The sequence below is a fragment of the Salmonella sp. 741265050_HSA genome, from assembly GCF_046569445.1.
In the GTDB taxonomy this organism is placed as follows: Bacteria; Pseudomonadota; Gammaproteobacteria; order Enterobacterales; family Enterobacteriaceae; genus Salmonella; species Salmonella enterica.
The window spans coordinates 115321-134471 of the sequence record NZ_JBKFSV010000009.1; the positions used below are offsets into that span (position 1 = coordinate 115321).

Here is a 19151-nt window from a genome sequence, read left to right on the forward strand (position 1 = left end):
TAATCTCTCGCGGGCATACTCTCCTCCATACCTTTGGAGGAGAGCGTCATGAAAAGCTATATTTATAAAAGTTTGACGACCCTGTGTAGTGTGCTGATTGTCAGCAGTTTTATCTATGTGTGGGTCACGACGTATTAAACGCCTGTTATGCCTTTTTCAACAGCACCCAGGCACGGGTGCCTGTTCTTTCCGTACGGTTTTGTAGGAAAAACTGCCCCTGATGTAGCTGGGTGATGCGGCTGACGATACTCAGCCCCAGGCCAATTCCGCCATAACGGCTGTCCATCCGCACGAACGCTTCGCTTAGCTTCCCGCATTTGCTTTCATCAATACCCGGACCCTCGTCTTCGACCGCCATAATAGCGTCGGGGTCGGCGCTAATGTGGATAGTGATATGGGTTCCTTCAGGGCTATAGCGATGCGCGTTTTCCACCAGATTTCGCAGCAGCATACGCAGTAACGTCGCATCACCGCGCACCACCACGTCCGCCGCGCTTTCCGGCAGCAACAGAGTTTGCTGGCGCGTTTCCAGCATGGTGTTCAGCTCATCGTAGGAGGGGAGGATCACATCTTCCAGCAGTTTTACTTCCTGATAATTCCCGGAAGAGAATGACTGGCCCACGCGCGCCAGTTGCAGAAGCTGGGAGACGCTATCCATCATCTGGTCAAGACGGGCGATAAGCGGCGCGACATCAACATTGTGGGTTTTTGACAATAATTCCAGATGCAAACGCACCCCCGACAGCGGCGTGCGTAGCTCATGGGCCACATCGGCGGTAAAAAGGCGTTCATTGTCGAGCGTGGTGGTCAAACGCGTAACCAGTTGATTGATCGCCGAGACGACGGACTCAATCTCAAGCGTGGAGCTGTGAATGGCGATCGGCGCCAGATTATCCGCCGTCCGCGCTTCCAGCTCTTTTTGCAGTTCGGCGAGCGGACGGGTAATACGCCGTACCGCCTGGTAACAAATTAGCAGCGTCAGGCTAACCATAAATACGCCGGGGACGATCAGGCTGGCGACCGCCTCGCGAATTTCGTGCATGATATGGCGATCGTTATTGCGATTATCCCGCAGCGCCTGCTCGAACAATTGGATTTGCTCAGTGCTTTCATGCCATAACCAGAAGGTACTGATTAACTGGAACACCAGCAGAATAAGACCAATTGTCAGCATTAAACGCTGGCGAAGGGTCATCGCTCTTCGCTGAAAACGCATCAGGCTCACTTAGCTTTCCTCAGTGGCAACCAGCATGTAGCCAAACCCGCGAACCGTGCGAATGCGCGACTTGCCGACTTTGTCGCGCAAATTATGTATATGCACTTCCAGAGTGTTGGTCGAGGGTTCGTTATCCCAGTTGTAGATATCGTTATAAAGAATTTCCCGGTGCACCGGACTGCCTGCCTTGAGCATCAACCGTGAGAGCAACGCGTACTCCTTAGGCGTCAGGGTCAGTTCCTGTCCATCCCTCCATGCCTGATGGCGGCCTATATTGAGCGTCAGATTGCCAACCGTCAGTTCACTTTCACCCTGATTATTATGGCGGCGCAGCAGCGCGCGGATGCGGGCGTGCAATTCCTCCAGGGCGAAGGGTTTAACCAGATAATCATCTGCGCCGACATCCAGCCCGGTAATGCGGTCATTGAGCGTATCGCGGGCGGTCAGAATGAGTACCGGCAGGGTGTATTTTTTCTGTCGGATTCGCGTCAGGAAATGCAGGCCATCCTCATCAGGCAGCCCTAAATCCAGCACCATCAGACTGTAATGACCAGACTCCAGACTATGCTCGGCGGCACGCGCTGTCGAAACGCCATCACACGCATAGCCTTCGGTTTGCGCGGCGAGTATTAACCCCTGTAATAATAGCGTGTCGTCTTCAACAATCAGTATCTTCATTCGCTTAGTCTCCTGCACGGTTGCAGAATATCATCTGCGGCCTGGTAATACGTCGTTTGTACGCCGGTTAATCCCAGCATGGTTGAGAAAAGATTGTCCTGTGAATAATCCAGCGTGCTCGCCCGTTTTTGCAGGCAGGCCTGATCCACCTGATAACGCTGTTGATAATCTTTAGAAAGCCAAATGAGCATCGGGACATGTTTTTGCGTATCCGGCGCAATGGAATACGGCAAACCGTGTAAATAAACGCCATTTTCACCCAATGATTCGCCGTGATCGGAAAGATAGACCAGGCTGGTGGTGAATTTATCCTGATGAGATTTCAGCAGGTTAATGGCTTTATCTACAATATAGTCCACGTACAGCACGGTATTATCATAGGTGTTGATCAACTGCTGTTGGGAACAGTTCTGAATTTCGTTAGTGTCACAGGTTGGGGTAAATTTTTTAAACTGCGGTGGATAACGGTTGTAATAGGTTGGGCCGTGGCTGCCGATGGTATGCAGTACAATAACGCCATCGCCTTTCAAATGGTCGATATAGTCTTCCAGACCGTGAAATAACACTTCATCGTAGCACTCGCCGTCGATACATTGTCCGGGCAGGTTTAGTTCGGTGACATTTTGATGCGGAACGCGATCGCATGCGCCTTTACAGCCGCCGTCATTATCATTCCACAGTACGTTAATCCCCGCGCGCTGGATAATATCCAGCAGCCCTTCCTGGTGATGCGCCAGCTCTTCGTCATAATGTTTGCGCGGCATATCAGAAAACATGCAGGGAACGGAGATCGCGGTCGCCGTACCGCAAGAGGTGGTATGCGGGAAATAGATCACATCGTCTTTCGCCAGCCGCGGATTGGTGTCGCGCGGATAGCCGCCAAGAGAGAAATCATCGCCGCGCGAGGTTTCGCCAACGATGAGAATCGTCAGGTTTTTGCGATCGCCTTTCAGCATTAATGGATTGCGATGGGCATCCTCGCCAATGCGTACCAGCGGCAAATTCGCCAGCCGTTGATGCGAATACCATGACCAACTGGCGACAATACTGTTCGATGGGCTTAACGATTTGATCAACTGTTTATTATTTCGAAATAGCGAGGCGTAATCTTTATAGAAAAAGGCGGCGACCAGAATAACTAATAAAATAGAGATCAGGACGCTGGCCAGGCGGTAAAGCCCGCTACGTAAGCGCGGCGTCGCCGGACGGATTTTGACCCAGAAGGCAATCACGGCTGCCAGAACGCCGCTTAATCCCAGAGTCAGCACCATTTGCGGCGTCATCAGCGCAAAGGTTTCCGCGGGCGTGGTATCCATCATATTGGCGATCATGGAGCGATCGATGATGATGCCGTAAGTCAAAATAAAATACTGCGCGGCAGCGCCGACCAGAATAAAAACGCAGGCCAGCAGTCGGTTTAGCCAAATAAATGAGGCCAGCGTCAGCACACTATTGACCACGCTAAACGCGACGACCGGCATGGAAATAAACACCAGCACATTGCGTAGCGAGTTTAACGGTAGGTCTTGTAGTACCTGCTTGTAGAACGCAATGTTCAGGCAGACGGCAATATAAAAGGAAAAAAGCAGAAGCCAGGCGATTTGCCCAAGAATAGGTCTTTTAAGAAAGCGCTTTAACATGTTGATGCGTCCATCGATTCGGTGACGCTAATCGTGACAAAGTAAAATTAAGTGAACCTTAAGAACTTAATGTTGGAGGTGGCCGGATAACCTGCGCTATCCGGCCTGTTGCGATAACATTAACTACACGTGGTCAATCCTGTTTAACCGGCGCATCCAGCGGATACGGGTTTTTGTGAATGCGGTTGTAGTTCAACGCATACAGCGCGGTGATCACCATCAACGTGACGAACGACCACATCACTTCTTTGGCGCCGGAACCGATGACCGCCCAGATGCAATACACAAACGCGACGAAGGTAATCAGCAGATACAGCGGGCGCGCTTTACCAAAGTGACCGTGGCCCAACAGTAACAGCGCGGCACAGGTGTAAAGATAAGGCACCAGGGTGAAGATAACCGACACGGAGGAGACCAGACCAAACTCTTTCGCGGCATTCGGCGACATACTGCTGAACTGGAAGATAGTCATCAGCACGCCGACGATAAGCAACCCAGCCACTGGCGTACCGGCTTTATTAACCCGCGCGAAGATCGGCGGGAAGAGACCATCGTCCGCCGCCGCTTTTGCGGTTTGGCCGGCAAGCAGCGTCCAGCCGCCGAGAGAGCCCAGGCAACCTGCTGCCGCACAGAAGGAAACAATAGCCCCTGCGGTGTCGCCCAGCGCCATACGCGCCGCGTCACCGAAAGGCGATGCCGACACACGCAGCGCCGCGTTGGGGATCATCCCCATAATCGCCGTTGTGGAGAGCACATAGCAGACGGCGGCGATCAGTACCCCGCCGATGGTGGCGATAGGCACGTTGCGTTTCGGGTTTTTGACCACACCGGCCGCAACGGAGGCGCTTTCTACCCCGATGAATGACCATAGCGTGACGTTCAACGTGCTTTGAATTGCGCCGAAGGTATTCATGCCGCTCACGTTCCAGGCCGCCATATAGGTTTCGCCTTTAAACCAGAACCAGCCGAAGACCGCAATCCCGACGATAGGCACCAGCGCCAGTACGGTGGCGACGGCCTGTACGCGGGTAATCATTTTCGGCCCGACGATGTTCAGCAGAACAAAAATCCACAGCACCGCGACGCAGGTAAGCGTTAATACCAGCGGATCTTTCAGAATCGGGAAGAAATAGCTCAGATAGCCGACGCCGATAACGACCATCGCGATATTACCGATCCAGCATGCCAGCCAGTACAGCACGTTCGTTTGATAGCCCAAAAACGGCCCGAAGCAGCGGCGTGCGTAGGCATAGGAACCGCCGGGACTGGGATCTAAGGACGACATTTTGGCATAAACCATCGACAGCGCCAGGGCGCCGATGATAGTGACCAGCCATCCGTAGATTGCAATCCCGCCAGTGGCCGCCAGGTTGGCAGGGAGTAAGAATACCCCTGAACCCATAATATTCCCCGATACCATTAAGGTGACGGGGATTAGGCCCACTTTGTGAGCATCAGCATCCGAAGACATAATTTGGACTCCTGAAAAGGTGACTTCGTTACGATAAATTACGTCGTATCATACCCCCTCAGAATGCCGCTGAATTATGTCGGAGACGGGTTATCGCCAATGCTGTTATTATCGTGTCTTATCGTTGAGTGTAGAAAAATTAGGCAGCCGATCGTTCCCGATGTTGGCTAACATAATGCAGGGGGGTCATACCATAAAACTCTTTAAACACGGAAATAAAGTACGATGTGCTGTTATACCCACACAGCTGTGAGACTTGAGAGATATTCTTTCCGTCCATTAATAATTGGTTTACGGCATAACGCATTCGGCAGGTCGTGATTATTTGGCTATAACTGGTATTCTCGTTTTTGAGCTTTTTCTTTAACAAGCTTGGACTCAGGCACAGGCAACTGGCAACGGCGCTCAGATTCCAGTCTTTATGAATATCGCTCTGAATGATGTGGTAAACGCTGTCACTGATGCGGCTGCGCAGCATGTGCATTAACAAAGAAATAAATTTTTTGTGGTCAAGAAAGCGGGATAAAACGGTGAAAAGGAGCGCACGGGTACGTTCACTAACAATTTCATCCGGTGCTTCCATCGCGCTGTAGCGGGCAGCGACCCTGAAGATATCCGGCGTCAGACAGTTGGCAGTCAATAAGGGATCGGCGTTGCGTTGCCAGACGGGAAGGTGTGAGAGATCTTTATTCAGGAATTGTAAATAGTCTTTAATATTATTGCGACTCACTTGTATTACTAGCACGCTATTTAATGATGAAATGTCAATAACGTTATTTTCACAAGCCAGAATGGCCATATGATTCGCTTTTAAACTGATTGGCTCCTTACCATTTACTCGTAACCATGTATCTTTTTCGGTTAATAACACTATGCAAGGTTCGTTGCTGCAAATCCTCATACCCGAACTCCTGGAATATGAACATAAAATACCGGATCTCGCCAAACGGGAGAGATAACGGGGACTGAGTCAATTGTGTGATGAATTGAAACTGCACTAAAATAACTTTCCTGAATAATATTACAATATTTGTACGATGAATTAGGGTGTACAAAAAGTTGTACGCGAGTGGAAACTTGTCATTTTTGTATAAAAAAAGCGCGGGATGGGGCCCGCGCAAAAAGGTATGACAGTATTATTGTTTTGCAGCAATACTCAGGGAATACATGCCATCCTCAAAAAAAGACTCTTTGTGATTAGGCTTTCACGCACATAACGTGATATACGCCATCAATAATTTCCGTGCCTTCGGTTTCATGCTCAAAGCCAGGGAAGTGATGATCCCAGGATTGCAGTGAGCGTAAGTAACCCACCTGCGGACTATTTTCATCGCCAAAGTTTTCGCCGGAGAGCAGCATCGGGATTCCTGGCGGGTAAGGAATAACGGAGTTCGCCGCAATGCGACCCGGTAGATTTTCAATCGCCACCATTTCAATATTGTCGTTCACGATCGCGTTGTAGGCGTCGCGCGGGGTAATCTCCGCAACCGGCAGGGTGGAATAGGCGGCGTTGAGACGGGCGCCCGGGTTATTTTCACGTAGCCAGGCAAACATTTTATCGCCCAGGTCATGAATACCCATGTTCGCGTAAGTGTCAGGATAATCCTGCACCAGTTCCGGCATCACCTTCGCCAGCGGCGTATTCGCGTCGTAATGATGTTTGAAGGAGCACAGCGTGTTGATCAGCGTTCCCCATTTCCCGCGAGTGACCCCCATAGAGAACAGGAACATAATCTGAAAGTCGGTGGTGCGGGTCGGCACGATACCGTGGCGGCCAAGCCATGCTGTGACCAGCGCAGCAGGTACGCCGGATGCTTCCAGTTCGCCATCGTCGCCCATACCCGGCGCCAGGATACTGACTTTAATCGGGTCCAGCATACTCCAGTTATCCGGCAGGTCTTTAAAGCCGTGCCAGGTTTCTCCGGGGCGCATGACCCAGCAGTTCTGGTCGGTGGCCAGCAGTTTTGCCGGCGCGTCGGCGAAGTCATATGTTTTACCGGTTTGTGGATCGGTGACGACGTCTTTATTCCACGGTTTAAAGAACCAGTCGCCTTCATCGGTAAACTCTTTATAAAGACGCGCCATCGCCTGACGGAAATCAACCGCTTCGTCAATCACCTCTTGAGTCAGGGACAGGCCGCTGTTACCGTCCATCATCGATACCGCCACATCGTTGGATGCGCAGATGGCATATAACGGAGAGGTGGTGGCATGCATCATATATGCCTGGTTGAAGCGGGAGAAATTCACCGCGCCACGGCCTTCACGGACGTGAATGTAGGAAGCTTGTGAAAGCGCATTCAGTAATTTGTGCGTGGAGTGGGTGGCAAACACGGTCGGACCGTTATGGTCGCCTGGCTCGCCGCGCATCGCGTAGTGATCGAAATAAATCGGGTTGAAGCGCGCATAGCCGTACCATGCTTCGTCAAAGTGAATGCGATCGCTGGTTTTTGCCAGCAGATCCTGCGCCTCTTTGGCGTTATAGCATACGCCGTCATAGGTACAGTTGGTCACTACGCTGTAAGACGGTTTCTGTCCGGCTTTGGTTTTGGTCAGCGGGCTGGCGCTGATTTTTTTCTGCAAGGTTTCAGGCTGCATTTCCTGCGGGTAGATTGGCCCGATAATGCCGTAACGGTTACGGCTTGGCACCATATATACCGGTTTGGCCCCAGTGAGGATCAGCCCCTGCTCGATGGATTTATGGCAGTTACGATCCAGTACAACGACATCATTATCCGTCATACAGGCCTGCATAATAGTACGGTTAGAACCGGAAGTTCCGACAACCACGGACCAGGAGCGGTCAGCACCGAATACGCGGGCGGCGTTTTTCTCGCTTTCGCCAAACGCGCCGGTATGGTCGAGGAGTGAACCGAGCGTGGTACGCTCAATCCCCATATCGCTGCGGAACAGGTTTTCGCCATAATAATCGTGATAAAAGCGACCGGCAGGCGTTTTAGTGAAACCGACGCCGCCCTGGTGTCCCGGCGCCGCCCATGAATATTCATGAATGTCGCTGTATTTCATCAACGCGTTAAACAGCGGCGGTAACAGTTGCTGGCGATACCGGGTCATGGCGGCAACGGCGCGTCCGGCGATAAAGTCAGCGGTGTCTTCCAGAATCCAGGCGAATTCATCGACAAGCTCCAGCAGGTCGCGGTCCAGCGATGCCGTCGCTTTTTCCCTGTCGCCTAACAGGAAAACGGGCACGTTTTGCTGACGCTCGTGAAGCTTACCGATCAATTGCCTGACGCTCAGGTGCTCATCCGGTTGTTCCATTTGGTAGCTAAACATCAGACAGTCAATGGCTTCGTTCGCGGACAAGATGGCATAGCCGTCATCGAAGGATGTCGATTTAATGACGGTAACATTTTGTTGGCTCAAGGCATCCGCCAGACGCTCAACCGCGTTGCCAACCCAGGTGTCCTGATGCAGAAACTCACTTTCAACAATTAATACTTTCATCATCTTTTACCCGGTTGTGGAGGCCGTGCAATTTACGCCTTGCCGACCCGCCGTATGAATGTGACGTGGGCAAGTATTACCCCGTCAAATAGGGGGTGTAAAGTGATGAAATAATGGTCAGTTATTGATATTATTTTTTAATAAACAATGGGTTAATTATTGATAGCGAGCGATTTCACCCGCCGTTTATCGACAGGTGAATTATTTTTTTGGCTGATAGTGGTATCCGGCTTTAGCCGGGCATCGTCTGGCGTCGTTGCTGACTTAGCTTGCGGTATTGTTGCGGCGACATACCGACAAATTTGCTAAAAGTACTGTAAAAACGGCTGCTGGATCGGAACCCGGCAGTCAGAGCGACATCGAGGATCGTTTTGTCAGTATCGCTCAATAAGGCACGTACGTGATTGATGCGCATCGCCGTGATGTACTGCTTCATCGTCAATTGCATAACCCGCTGGAATATTCCCATCGCGTAATTAGCATTGAGTTTGACATGCTCCGCGACGTCGTTAATGGTGAGCGCCTGATCGTAGTTATCGGCAATAAATCCCAGCATCTGGCTTACGTAAAACTGCGCATGGCGTGAGACGCTATTCTTGTGGGTGCGAGATGTTTTATTGAGCAAAATGGGCTGCCAGCCGGAAAGGCTAAAGCGTTTAAGCATCAGGCCGATTTCATCGATCGCCAACTGGCGAATTTGCTCATTCGGGCTGCTTGTTTCCTGCTGCCAGCGCAACACTTCAAAGGTGCTAAGCTGCTGGGTCGCCAGTGATTTAACCACCATCCCGTGCGTGACATGGTTGATAAGATCGCGATCCAGCGGCCAGGAGAGAAACAGGTGCATCGGCAAACTGAAAATCGCCATCTGGCGGCAGTTGCCGGGGCGGGTAAGCTGGTGTGGCGTACAGGCCCAAAACAGGGTGATATGCCCCTGCTTTATCTGCACGACTTCATTGTTGATTAAATACTCCACATCGCCGTCAAACGGAACATTCACTTCTACTTGCCCATGCCAGTGACTGCTGGCCATTCTGTGCGGCGGCCTCAGTTCAACGTCCAGTCGTTGATATTCGGAATAGAGCGACAGCGGGCTACGGGTTTGCTTTTCATCGCCGTTGCACATGTGCGGGTCGGGCGGGAGGAGGGATATTGCTTGCGTACTCATCGTCACTCCATTTCCTGAATTATCAGAATTATGCCCCTTTAGCCGGGAGGAAACCGGGAATCCGGACACAGAATCCGTCGATATTGTAGAGCGTAGCCTGACTATCAGGCCGAATACTCTGCTTTTTACGCCATTTTGTCCCAAAAACTCAGATCTTCCGCGCGCCAGCATACGATCTGAGTTTTCGGGAATGCTCATCGGGGAAGACGGAGGTTTTCACCGGGAACGCGTGCCACCATGAAGGTGTTCACTACTGTTCTGGAGAGTCATGATGACGGCACCCAAAATTACCTTTATCGGCGCAGGTTCTACGATTTTCGTCAAAAATATCCTCGGCGATGTGTTTCACCGCGAGGCGCTAAAATCAGCGCATGTCGCCCTGATGGATATTGACGAAACCCGGCTGGAAGAGTCGCACATTGTGGTACGGAAACTGATGGACTCAGCGGGCGCTTCAGGCCGGATTACCTGCCATACCCACCAGAAAGCGGCGCTACAGGATGCGGATTTCGTGGTGGTCGCCTTTCAGATTGGCGGCTATGAACCCTGCACCGTGACCGATTTTGAGGTTTGTAAGCGTCATGGCCTGGAACAGACGATCGCCGATACGCTGGGGCCGGGCGGCATTATGCGCGCGCTGCGGACTATCCCGCATCTGTGGCGGATTTGCGAAGACATGATGGAAGTCTGTCCGAAGGCCACCATGCTCAATTACGTCAACCCGATGGCGATGAATACCTGGGCGATGTATGCCCGCTATCCGCATATCAAACAGGTCGGCCTGTGCCATTCGGTACAGGGAACGGCGGAAGAACTGGCGCGCGACCTGAATATCGATCCCGCCTCGCTGCGCTACCGCTGCGCCGGCATTAACCACATGGCGTTTTACCTGGAACTGGAGCGCAAAACGGCTGACGGGACTTATGTCGATCTCTATCCTGAATTGCTGGCGGCCTATGACGCCGGACAGGCGCCGAAGCCCAATATTCACGGCAATGAACGCTGCCAGAACATTGTGCGCTACGAGATGTTCAAAAAGTTGGGCTACTTCGTCACCGAGTCATCAGAGCATTTTGCCGAGTACACGCCGTGGTTTATTAAACCGGGACGCGAGGATCTGATTGCACGTTACAAGGTGCCGCTGGATGAATATCCGAAACGCTGCGTAGAACAACTGGCGAACTGGCATAAAGAGCTGGAGGAGTATAAAACCGCCGAGCGTATCGACATCAAACCGTCCCGCGAGTACGCCAGCACCATTATGAACGCTCTGTGGACCGGCGAGCCGAGCGTGATTTACGGCAATGTGCGTAATGAGGGGCTGATTGATAACCTGCCGCAGGGAAGCTGCGTGGAAGTGGCTTGTCTGGTGGATGCCAACGGCATTCAACCGACGAAGGTGGGGACGATCCCTTCTCATCTGGCGGCGATGATGCAGACCAACATCAACGTGCAAACGCTGTTGACCGAAGCCATCCTCACGGAAAACCGCGATCGCGTGTATCACGCGGCGATGATGGACCCTCATACCGCGGCGGTGCTGGGTATCGAAGAAATCTATGCGTTGGTTGACGATCTGATCGCCGCGCATGGCGACTGGCTTCCGGCCTGGTTACGCCGTTAATCTCCAGCCGCGCTGGACGGCAGATCCGGCGTTTAACCTCTACTAACAGAAGGCGGGCGCTGGTAACAGCGACCCGGTACCCTATGAGCATCTCTCTGACAACAAAGCTGAGTTACGGGTTCGGTGCGTTTGGTAAGGATTTCGCCATCGGCATTGTGTATATGTACCTGATGTATTACTACACCGATGTGGTGGGACTCTCGGTCGGCCTCGTCGGCACCCTCTTTCTGGTCGCGCGAATCTGGGATGCGATAAACGATCCCATCATGGGCTGGATTGTCAACGCCACGCGTTCGCGGTGGGGGAAATTTAAGCCGTGGATATTGATCGGCACCTTAACCAATTCGCTGGTGCTTTTCCTGCTGTTCAGCGCCCATCTTTTTGAGGGAACCGCGCAGGTTGTATTTGTCTGCGTAACTTACATCCTGTGGGGCATGACGTATACCATTATGGATATCCCATTTTGGTCGCTGGTGCCGACCATTACGCTTGATAAGCGAGAACGCGAACAACTGGTGCCGTTCCCGCGTTTCTTCGCCAGTCTGGCTGGCTTCGTCACTGCCGGTATAACGCTGCCGTTTGTGAACTACGTTGGCGGGGCGGATCGTGGGTTCGGCTTTCAGATGTTTACGCTGGTGCTGATTGCGTTCTTTATCGCCTCGACTATCGTGACATTACGCAACGTCCATGAGGTGTACTCCTCCGACAACGGTGTAACGGCGGGCCGCCCACATCTGACGTTAAAAACGATCGTTGGATTGATATACAAAAACGATCAGCTCTCTTGCCTGTTGGGAATGGCGCTGGCGTATAACATTGCCTCCAATATTATCAATGGCTTTGCGATCTACTACTTCACCTATGTGATTGGCGATGCCGATCTTTTTCCCTATTACCTTTCTTACGCCGGCGCGGCGAATCTGCTGACGCTGATTGTCTTCCCCCGGCTGGTGAAAATGTTATCGCGGCGGATATTGTGGGCGGGCGCCTCCGTGATGCCCGTTCTGAGTTGCGCAGGGCTCTTCGCGATGGCGTTGGCGGATATCCATAATGCCGCTTTAATCGTGGCGGCGGGTATTTTCCTGAATATCGGGACCGCGCTCTTTTGGGTGCTTCAGGTGATCATGGTGGCGGATACGGTCGATTATGGGGAATTTAAGCTCAATGTTCGCTGCGAGAGTATCGCTTATTCCGTACAGACGATGGTCGTGAAGGGCGGCTCGGCGTTTGCGGCGTTCTTTATCGCTCTGGTGCTGGGGCTGATTGGCTACACGCCGAACGTGGCGCAGTCTGCGCAAACCCTGCAGGGGATGCAGTTTATTATGATTGTCCTGCCGGTACTGTTTTTCATGATGACGTTGGTTCTCTACTTCCGCTACTACCGTTTGAATGGCGACATGCTGCGCAAGATTCAGATCCACCTGCTGGATAAATACCGGAAAACGCCGCCATTCGTCGAACAGCCGGATAGCCCGGCGATTTCTGTGGTAGCGACCAGCGATGTAAAAGCGTGAGCATGTTCTCTCGTGCAGGCCGGATAAGCCGGATAAGCGTAGCGCCATCCGGCAATTAACCGATAACGCGGCCCGGGAGAACGCCGGGCCTGCCAGGTTATTTCGCGCAGTTAGCGCACTGTTTGCTGACAATCTGCTGGAAGAAATCGTTGCCTTTGTCATCCACCAGGATAAAGGCCGGGAAATCTTCTACTTCAATTTTCCAGATAGCTTCCATGCCGAGTTCCGGATATTCGACACACTCCAGATGCTTAATGCTCTGCTGTGCCAGTACCGCCGCCGGGCCGCCGATACTGCCCAAATAAAAGCCGCCATGTTTTTTACAGGCATCCGTGACCTGCTGACTACGGTTGCCTTTCGCCAGCATGATCATACTGCCGCCGTGGGATTGCAGTAGATCGACATAAGAGTCCATTCGGCCTGCGGTGGTGGGGCCTAATGAGCCAGATGGATAACCTGCCGGGGTTTTTGCCGGACCTGCGTAATAGATGGGGTGGTCTTTAATATACTGCGGCAGGTCTTCGCCGGATTCAATACGCTCTTTTAGCTTCGCGTGGGCGATATCGCGACCTACGATAATGGTGCCCGTCAGCGACAGGCGAGTCGAGACCGGGTACTGCGATAGCTGGGCGAGGATCTCTTTCATCGGACGGTTGAGATCGACTTTCACCGCGTCGCCTTCGCCCGCCTGACGCAGCGCTGGCGGAATATACTGGCCCGGATTGTGTTCCAGTTTTTCGATCCAGATGCCTTCGCGGTTGATTTTCGCTTTGATGTTACGGTCGGCCGAGCAGGAGACGCCCATCCCCACCGGACAGGAAGCGCCGTGACGCGGCAGGCGAATGACGCGAATATCGTGGGCGAAATATTTCCCGCCGAACTGGGCGCCGAGGCCAAGTTTTTGCGCTTCTTCCAGCAGTTCCTGTTCCAGGTGGAGATCGCGGAATGCCTGGCCGTGCTCGTTACCTTCCGTCGGCAGCGCGTCGTAATAGTGGGTGCTGGCGAGTTTAACGGTTTTCAGCGTGCTTTCCGCCGAGGTGCCGCCAATGACAAAGGCGATATGGTATGGCGGACAGGCTGCGGTGCCCAGCGTGCGCATTTTCTCAACGAGGAAGTTTTTCAGCTTGCCTGGGGTGAGCAGCGCTTTGGTCTCCTGATAGAGATACGTTTTGTTTGCTGAACCGCCGCCTTTCGCCACGCAAAGGAACTTGTACTCGTCGCCATCGACGGCATAGAGATCGATTTGCGCTGGCAGGTTGCTGCCGGTATTGACCTCTTTGTACATATCCAGCGGGGCGTTCTGCGAGTAGCGCAGGTTATCTTCGATATAGGTATTAAACACGCCTTTGGAGAGCGCGGCTTCATCGCCGCCGCCCGTCCAGACGCGTTGGCCTTTTTTACCCATGATAATCGCCGTGCCGGTATCCTGGCAGGTCGGCAGAATGCCTTTGGCGGCGATCTCGGAGTTTCTCAGGAATTGCAACGCCACATATTTGTCGTTTTCGCTGGCTTCGGGGTCATTGAGAATGGCGGCGACTTGCTGCTGGTGTTCAGGACGGAGCATAAAAGACGCATCATGGAAGGCCTGCTGAGCCAGCAACGTTAACGCCTGCGGCTCAACGTTGAGGATAGATTCTCCGTTGAATTCACTGACGCTGACATAATCGGAGGTGAGCAGATAATACTCTGTTTTGTCCTCTCCCATCGGGAAAGGCGCCTGATAGATAAACTCTTTTTTCGACATGTGCTTCCAGCCTAATAGTAAGAAAATGTATTAAGAACCTCATGGGCCAGGCTCTAAGTCGCGCGCCGCGCATAACCGGGCGGCGCGCGCGGCCATTACAGGAATCCGTACATTGCGGCAAAGATCCAGCCAAAGACGCAGGAGACGCTCACGCCAATCAAACCCGGCAGAATGAAGCTGTGGTTAATGACGAAGCGGCCAATACGGGTTGTGCCGGAACGGTCAAACTGAATCGCCGCCAGATCGCTTGGGTAGGTCGGCAGGATATAGTAGCCATAACATGCCGGCGCAGAGGCCACGATATACGCCGGATCGACACCGATAGCCAGCGCGACGGGAACAATCGCCGCCAGCGCCGCTGCCTGGGAGTTAACAAACTTGGAGACCAGAAGCAGAACGATGGCATAGGCCCACGGATACTCTTTGACCATTTCGCCCAGCACGCCCTGAATTTCCGACATATGCGCGCCGAACATGGTTTCCGCCATCCAGGCGATCCCGTATACCGCGACAATCGCAATCATACCGGAACGAAAAACTTCGTTTTTTGAGATAGACGCAGGATTGGTTTTGGTCAGGATGATAATGAGCGCCCCGGTCAGCAGCATGAACATCTGAATGACCAGCACCATCGACAACGGTTTGCCGCCGAAGGTTGGACGTAAGTCGGAGTCCGCGCCCAGGAGAGCGACCACGGCAATCGCCGCCAGGAAGATCCACATCGCCAGCCAGTTGCTTTTCGGCAGTTTTTTATCCAGCAGCGTCGCGGTATCGCCGTACACGTACTGACGGTTTTCCGGTACGGAAATAAATTTCTGAAACACTTCGTCTTTATCCAGATCTTTACCGCGGAACCAACTAAAAATACCGATTGCCAGGATACCGAGCAGGGTAGACGGGATGGTGATCGACAGCAGATCGAGGAACTCCAGATGTTTTCCGTCAAATGTCACGTTGCCCAGCATCGCTACCAGAGAAACAACGGCGACGGAAACCGGACTGGCGATGATGCCCATTTGCGCGCCGATAGAACTGGCCGCCATTGGACGTTCCGGACGGATATTATTCTTGATCGCCACATCATAGATAATCGGCAAAATGGTGTAGACCACGTGGCCTGTCCCACACAGAATCGTCAGGGTACAGGTGACGAACGGCGCCACAATAGAGACGTATTTGGGGTTGCGACGCAGCAGCTTTTCGGCAATCTGCAGCATCACATCCAGCCCGCCTGACGCCTGCAACGTTGCCGACGCGGCGACTACCGCGATAATGACCAGCATTACGTCAACGGGCGGTTTACCTGGCTGGAGATGGAAAACAAACACCAGAATGACCAGACCAATACCGCCCAACAACCCGAGCGCGATCCCGCCCTTTCGGGCACCATAAAACAGACATATTAATATTATGAGAAGCTGTATACTAAATAACATTTTTATTTATCCTCGCGATAAACCCAGTCAATTTTGATAAATGGATCACAGTCATCTTCTGATTTGTGTGAATGAGCATCAGGAAATGGCGAATATTCAATGCGCCAGTGGCGACGATTAACGATTAAGCTTTTTACAGAGTTGCTTTAAGTAATTATTTTCTTGCGATGGTGATGTTCAGAGGGGAGTACCCTCTGGCGATGGGCAGGTGGAGTCAGCGAGAGCAGTAAATTATGATTTGTCTGTTTTAAAAACAGGCGTTTATTCTTTAATTTTTGTGTCTCGCCATCAGGTAAATCACGAGATAAATCGAACAGAATGTGACTTATGTGATCATTGTCACGCCATTTTTTTAAATTATTAGTATGGCGTGTGGAGACGCGTATCTGCTCACCAATATACGTATTGTCCATAGGCGTAGCACAAGCTCCATTGCTACAAACATAATTTTATTTAAGTGTCAGGAAAATTCCGGACAAATCCCTTTTTTAATAAAAATACACACTCTCGGCATGGGATAATACTTAATTAACTTTTGTTAGCGTTTTGAAATTAAAAACAGCGCAGAGCGCTGTAATAATAGAAAATAACGTTAACAGGCCTGGGTTGAGTATATTTGATCTGACACAATTTCCCAGGTTTGTTATTAATGTGATAGCGTTTTTATTGGCATTGTTATAATAAATGTTACCAGGATATAACGCTTCGCGTCGGATTTATGCGGTATCCTTACTGACAATATTGTTTCAGTAAAGAGTAATGTTCCGGCTGAACGCGGTAGCGGTAAACCGGCCTGCCGGTCACGCCGTAATGAATACTGGTAAACAAGATATGGCAATTCACCAGCCAGATGAGATATTTACGGCAGGAGACGCGCGAGATATTCACTTCGTTGGCCAACTCGTCGGTAGAAAATTCCTGCTCCTGATGCGCATCAATCCACTGGCATAAGGTGCGTAGCGTTTGCTGCGTCAGCCCTTTTGGTAGCCGACGAGGCTCCTGCTCGCTGGATGAATTACCGTGAATGAGCAGGTCAAGCTCAGACTGTTCGTAATACTGGCGTTTTTCCATCGCCGTTTTCTTACGTAGCCAGCCGGTCAACGCTTCTTCAAAGCGCGTGGCCTGAAAAGGCTTGATCAGATAATCCACCACGCCGTAGTGAAGCGAATCTTTAATGGTGGCGGCGTCAGCGGCAGAAGAAATGACAATAACGTCGCTTTTGCAGCCTGCGCTGTGCAGGACAGGCAGCAGATCCAATCCGTTTTCCTGCTGCATGTAGATATCCAGCAGGATTAGGTCAATGTGATTTTCACTGTTGAAGATAAACTCTTTCGCTTTTTCCAGCGTCGAAGCGGTTCCACAACAATGAAAACCGGAGATTTGCGCGACATAGCGGCGATTTAACTCCGCGACCATCGCATCGTCATCGACAATTAATACATTGATCATAGGCTGGTCCTTTTTCCATCCCAGGGTAACTGTACAAAAAATTGTGTGAAGATCCCAGGCTCGGACTCCACGGAAATTACGCCGCCAAGCGCTTCAACCTGCTGTTTAACCAGCGCTAAACCGACGCCGCGTTCGGCGCCTTTCGACGAGACGCCTTTTTCAAAAATCGCCTCGATGCGCTCAGGTTCGATACCCGGACCGTCATCGCTCACTTCGCAATGCAGCCAGCCATGACGGTAGTGTAACGAGACGCTGATTTCGCCGCCGGATTCCTGGCTCAACGCTTCCAGCGCGTTTTCAATCAAATTACCCAGCGCCGTAATCAGCACCGTAACCTGATCTTCATTGTTATTATCCGGTAACTGGCTGTCGCTGCTTATCACCAGGCTGTGCCCGAAATCAGAGGCGCGAGTAATTTTACTGAGCAAAAAGCCAGCGATAATCGGCGACTTTATTTTACCCAGCAGCAAACCGATCTCTTCCTGATAGTTATTGGCCGTCTTGATAATATACGCTTCAAGCTGCTTATAACTCTTCAGGTGCAATAATCCCAGAATCACATGTAATTTGTTCATGAATTCGTGGGATCGTTCACGGAGCGCATCCGCGTAGTTCACCATCCCGTCCAACCGCTGCATCAGTTGGCGAACTTCTGTTTTATCCCTGAAGGTGGATATCGCGCCGATAATTTCGCCGTTGCTGCGCACCGGAACGGTATTCACCAGCAGCAGGCGGCCTTTGACGATGATCTCTTCATCGCGGCGCGGCGTACCGTCACGCAACACTTCGCTAATGTCCACCACCTGCGACCAGGCATGACTCAGGGTGGATAATCTGGCGTCATCCTGCGTTTTTCGATAATCGAGCAGCGCCTGCGCCGCATGGTTAATCAACGTGACTTCGCCGCTATCATCCACGGCGATAACGCCCTCTTTGATTGACTGCAGCATCGCCTGGCGTTGTTCAAACAGGGTTGAGATCTCATAGGGTTCGAGGCCAAACAGGATACGTTTTAGCACCTTGACCAGCGCATACGTGCCTAATAACCCCACCAGAGCGCCGAACAGAATGGACCAGATAATACTGCCGCGGCTATTGTTGATCTGCTGCGTAACGTGACTGAGTTCCAGGCCAATCGCTACCACGCCGATCTGCCGATGATGTTCATCATAAACCGGTGTGAAAACGCGCAGCGCTTTGGCAAGAAAGCCGCGATTAATGGCAACGTTTTCCTTTCCCTGCAGCGCGAGCAGAATGTCATCGCCTTTGAACGGTTGGCCGATTCGCTGCGTTTCTGGGTGTGAATAACGGATGCCCTGCATGTTGGTCACCACAATAAACAAAAAGCCATTATGCTGGCTCACCGCTTCGGCGAGCGTCTGAATGCCGCTTTCCGCAGGCGTTTTTTTCAGCCCCTCGCGAATTGCCGGAGAGTCCGCCAGCGAGCGAGCCACCGCCAGCGCTTTATCTGCCAGCGCGTCGCGCGTCATGCTGCTGATTTGCGAAAAATAGATCAGATGGACCACAACGAGCACCGAAAACAGAACGGCGCTGACCATCAGAATGACGGTAGTGCCGAGTTTCATGGGGCGTTTGCGTAACGCCCGGCATGGCAGGGAGTGTTTCATAGTGGACCTGAACGGACGAATCGTAAGGTTATTATCCCTGATGAAGCGTCTAATTCAAAGGCATAGGCGATGTTGCTCCAGTGTTGAAAGGCCCGTCTTGCCTTGCAGGGGGCGCTACCTG

15 protein-coding genes are annotated in these 19151 nt (G+C 52.0%); 3 read left to right on the plus strand and 12 right to left on the minus strand.

Going from position 1 to position 19151, the window contains the following annotated elements:
• Positions 1-48 precede the first annotated feature (48 nt).
• Entirely contained in the window at positions 49-138 is a 90-nt protein-coding gene (gene pmrR, locus ACLD4F_RS15600) for an LpxT activity modulator PmrR (RefSeq protein WP_000844399.1), read from the plus strand.
• Between the two features lie 7 nt (positions 139-145).
• On the opposite strand, the gene pmrB is transcribed toward pmrR, so the two are convergent.
• From pmrB to melR, 7 genes are all read right to left on the minus strand, one after another.
• Positions 146-1216 carry a two-component system sensor histidine kinase PmrB gene (gene pmrB, locus ACLD4F_RS15605; RefSeq protein ID WP_001212189.1) on the minus strand — a complete coding sequence of 357 codons (1071 nt, stop codon included), beginning with the start codon at positions 1214-1216 and terminating at the stop codon, positions 146-148.
• Between the two features lie 9 nt (positions 1217-1225).
• Positions 1226-1894, minus strand: a complete 669-nt coding sequence (gene pmrA / locus ACLD4F_RS15610) for a two-component system response regulator PmrA (RefSeq protein WP_000697899.1) — start codon at positions 1892-1894, stop codon at positions 1226-1228.
• On the minus strand, positions 1891-3534 hold the full coding sequence (gene eptA / locus ACLD4F_RS15615; protein ID WP_080094998.1) for a phosphoethanolamine transferase EptA: 1644 nt from the start codon (positions 3532-3534) through the stop codon (positions 1891-1893). The genes pmrA and eptA overlap by 4 nt, the downstream gene beginning before the upstream one ends.
• A 133-nt stretch (positions 3535-3667) precedes the next feature.
• The gene (adiC, locus tag ACLD4F_RS15620) at positions 3668-5005 is read right to left on the minus strand and encodes an arginine/agmatine antiporter (RefSeq protein WP_000093130.1); all 1338 of its coding nucleotides are present in this window, start codon (positions 5003-5005) and stop codon (positions 3668-3670) included.
• 139 nt (positions 5006-5144) lie between these two features.
• The gene (locus ACLD4F_RS15625) at positions 5145-5906 is read right to left on the minus strand and encodes an AraC family transcriptional regulator (protein WP_001217074.1); all 762 of its coding nucleotides are present in this window, start codon (positions 5904-5906) and stop codon (positions 5145-5147) included.
• 296 nt (positions 5907-6202) lie between these two features.
• Positions 6203-8470, minus strand: a complete 2268-nt coding sequence (gene adiA / locus ACLD4F_RS15630) for an arginine decarboxylase (RefSeq protein ID WP_411010923.1) — start codon at positions 8468-8470, stop codon at positions 6203-6205.
• Between the two features lie 232 nt (positions 8471-8702).
• Complete coding sequence (gene melR, locus ACLD4F_RS15635) at positions 8703-9635, minus strand: transcriptional regulator MelR (RefSeq protein WP_000106992.1); 933 nt, start codon at positions 9633-9635, stop codon at positions 8703-8705.
• A 268-nt stretch (positions 9636-9903) separates the two neighbouring features.
• On the opposite strand from melR, the gene melA reads away from it, so the two are divergent.
• Entirely contained in the window at positions 9904-11259 is a 1356-nt protein-coding gene (melA, locus tag ACLD4F_RS15640; RefSeq protein ID WP_001534541.1) for an alpha-galactosidase, read from the plus strand.
• A gap of 83 nt (positions 11260-11342) precedes the next feature.
• On the plus strand, positions 11343-12773 hold the full coding sequence (gene melB / locus ACLD4F_RS15645; protein ID WP_079944677.1) for a melibiose:sodium transporter MelB: 1431 nt from the start codon (positions 11343-11345) through the stop codon (positions 12771-12773).
• 97 nt (positions 12774-12870) lie between these two features.
• Here melB and fumA read toward each other — a convergent pair whose 3' ends face one another.
• The 5 genes from fumA to ACLD4F_RS15670 all read right to left on the minus strand — a co-directional run bounded on the left by fumA (position 12871) and on the right by ACLD4F_RS15670 (position 19030).
• Complete coding sequence (gene fumA / locus ACLD4F_RS15650) at positions 12871-14517, minus strand: class I fumarate hydratase FumA (RefSeq protein ID WP_000037205.1); 1647 nt, start codon at positions 14515-14517, stop codon at positions 12871-12873.
• A gap of 95 nt (positions 14518-14612) precedes the next feature.
• On the minus strand, positions 14613-15953 hold the full coding sequence (dcuB, locus tag ACLD4F_RS15655) for an anaerobic C4-dicarboxylate transporter DcuB (RefSeq protein ID WP_079944678.1): 1341 nt from the start codon (positions 15951-15953) through the stop codon (positions 14613-14615).
• Positions 15954-16099: 146 nt separating this feature from the next.
• Positions 16100-16366 (minus strand): hypothetical protein, encoded by a 267-nt coding sequence (locus ACLD4F_RS15660; RefSeq protein WP_079944679.1) that lies wholly within the window; start codon positions 16364-16366, stop codon positions 16100-16102.
• Positions 16367-16682: 316 nt separating this feature from the next.
• On the minus strand, positions 16683-17402 hold the full coding sequence (gene dcuR, locus ACLD4F_RS15665) for a two-component system response regulator DcuR (RefSeq protein ID WP_000611307.1): 720 nt from the start codon (positions 17400-17402) through the stop codon (positions 16683-16685).
• Positions 17399-19030 carry a sensor histidine kinase gene (locus ACLD4F_RS15670; RefSeq protein ID WP_079944680.1) on the minus strand — a complete coding sequence of 544 codons (1632 nt, stop codon included), beginning with the start codon at positions 19028-19030 and terminating at the stop codon, positions 17399-17401. Before ACLD4F_RS15670 ends, dcuR begins: the two co-directional genes overlap by 4 nt.
• Positions 19031-19151 lie beyond the last annotated feature (121 nt).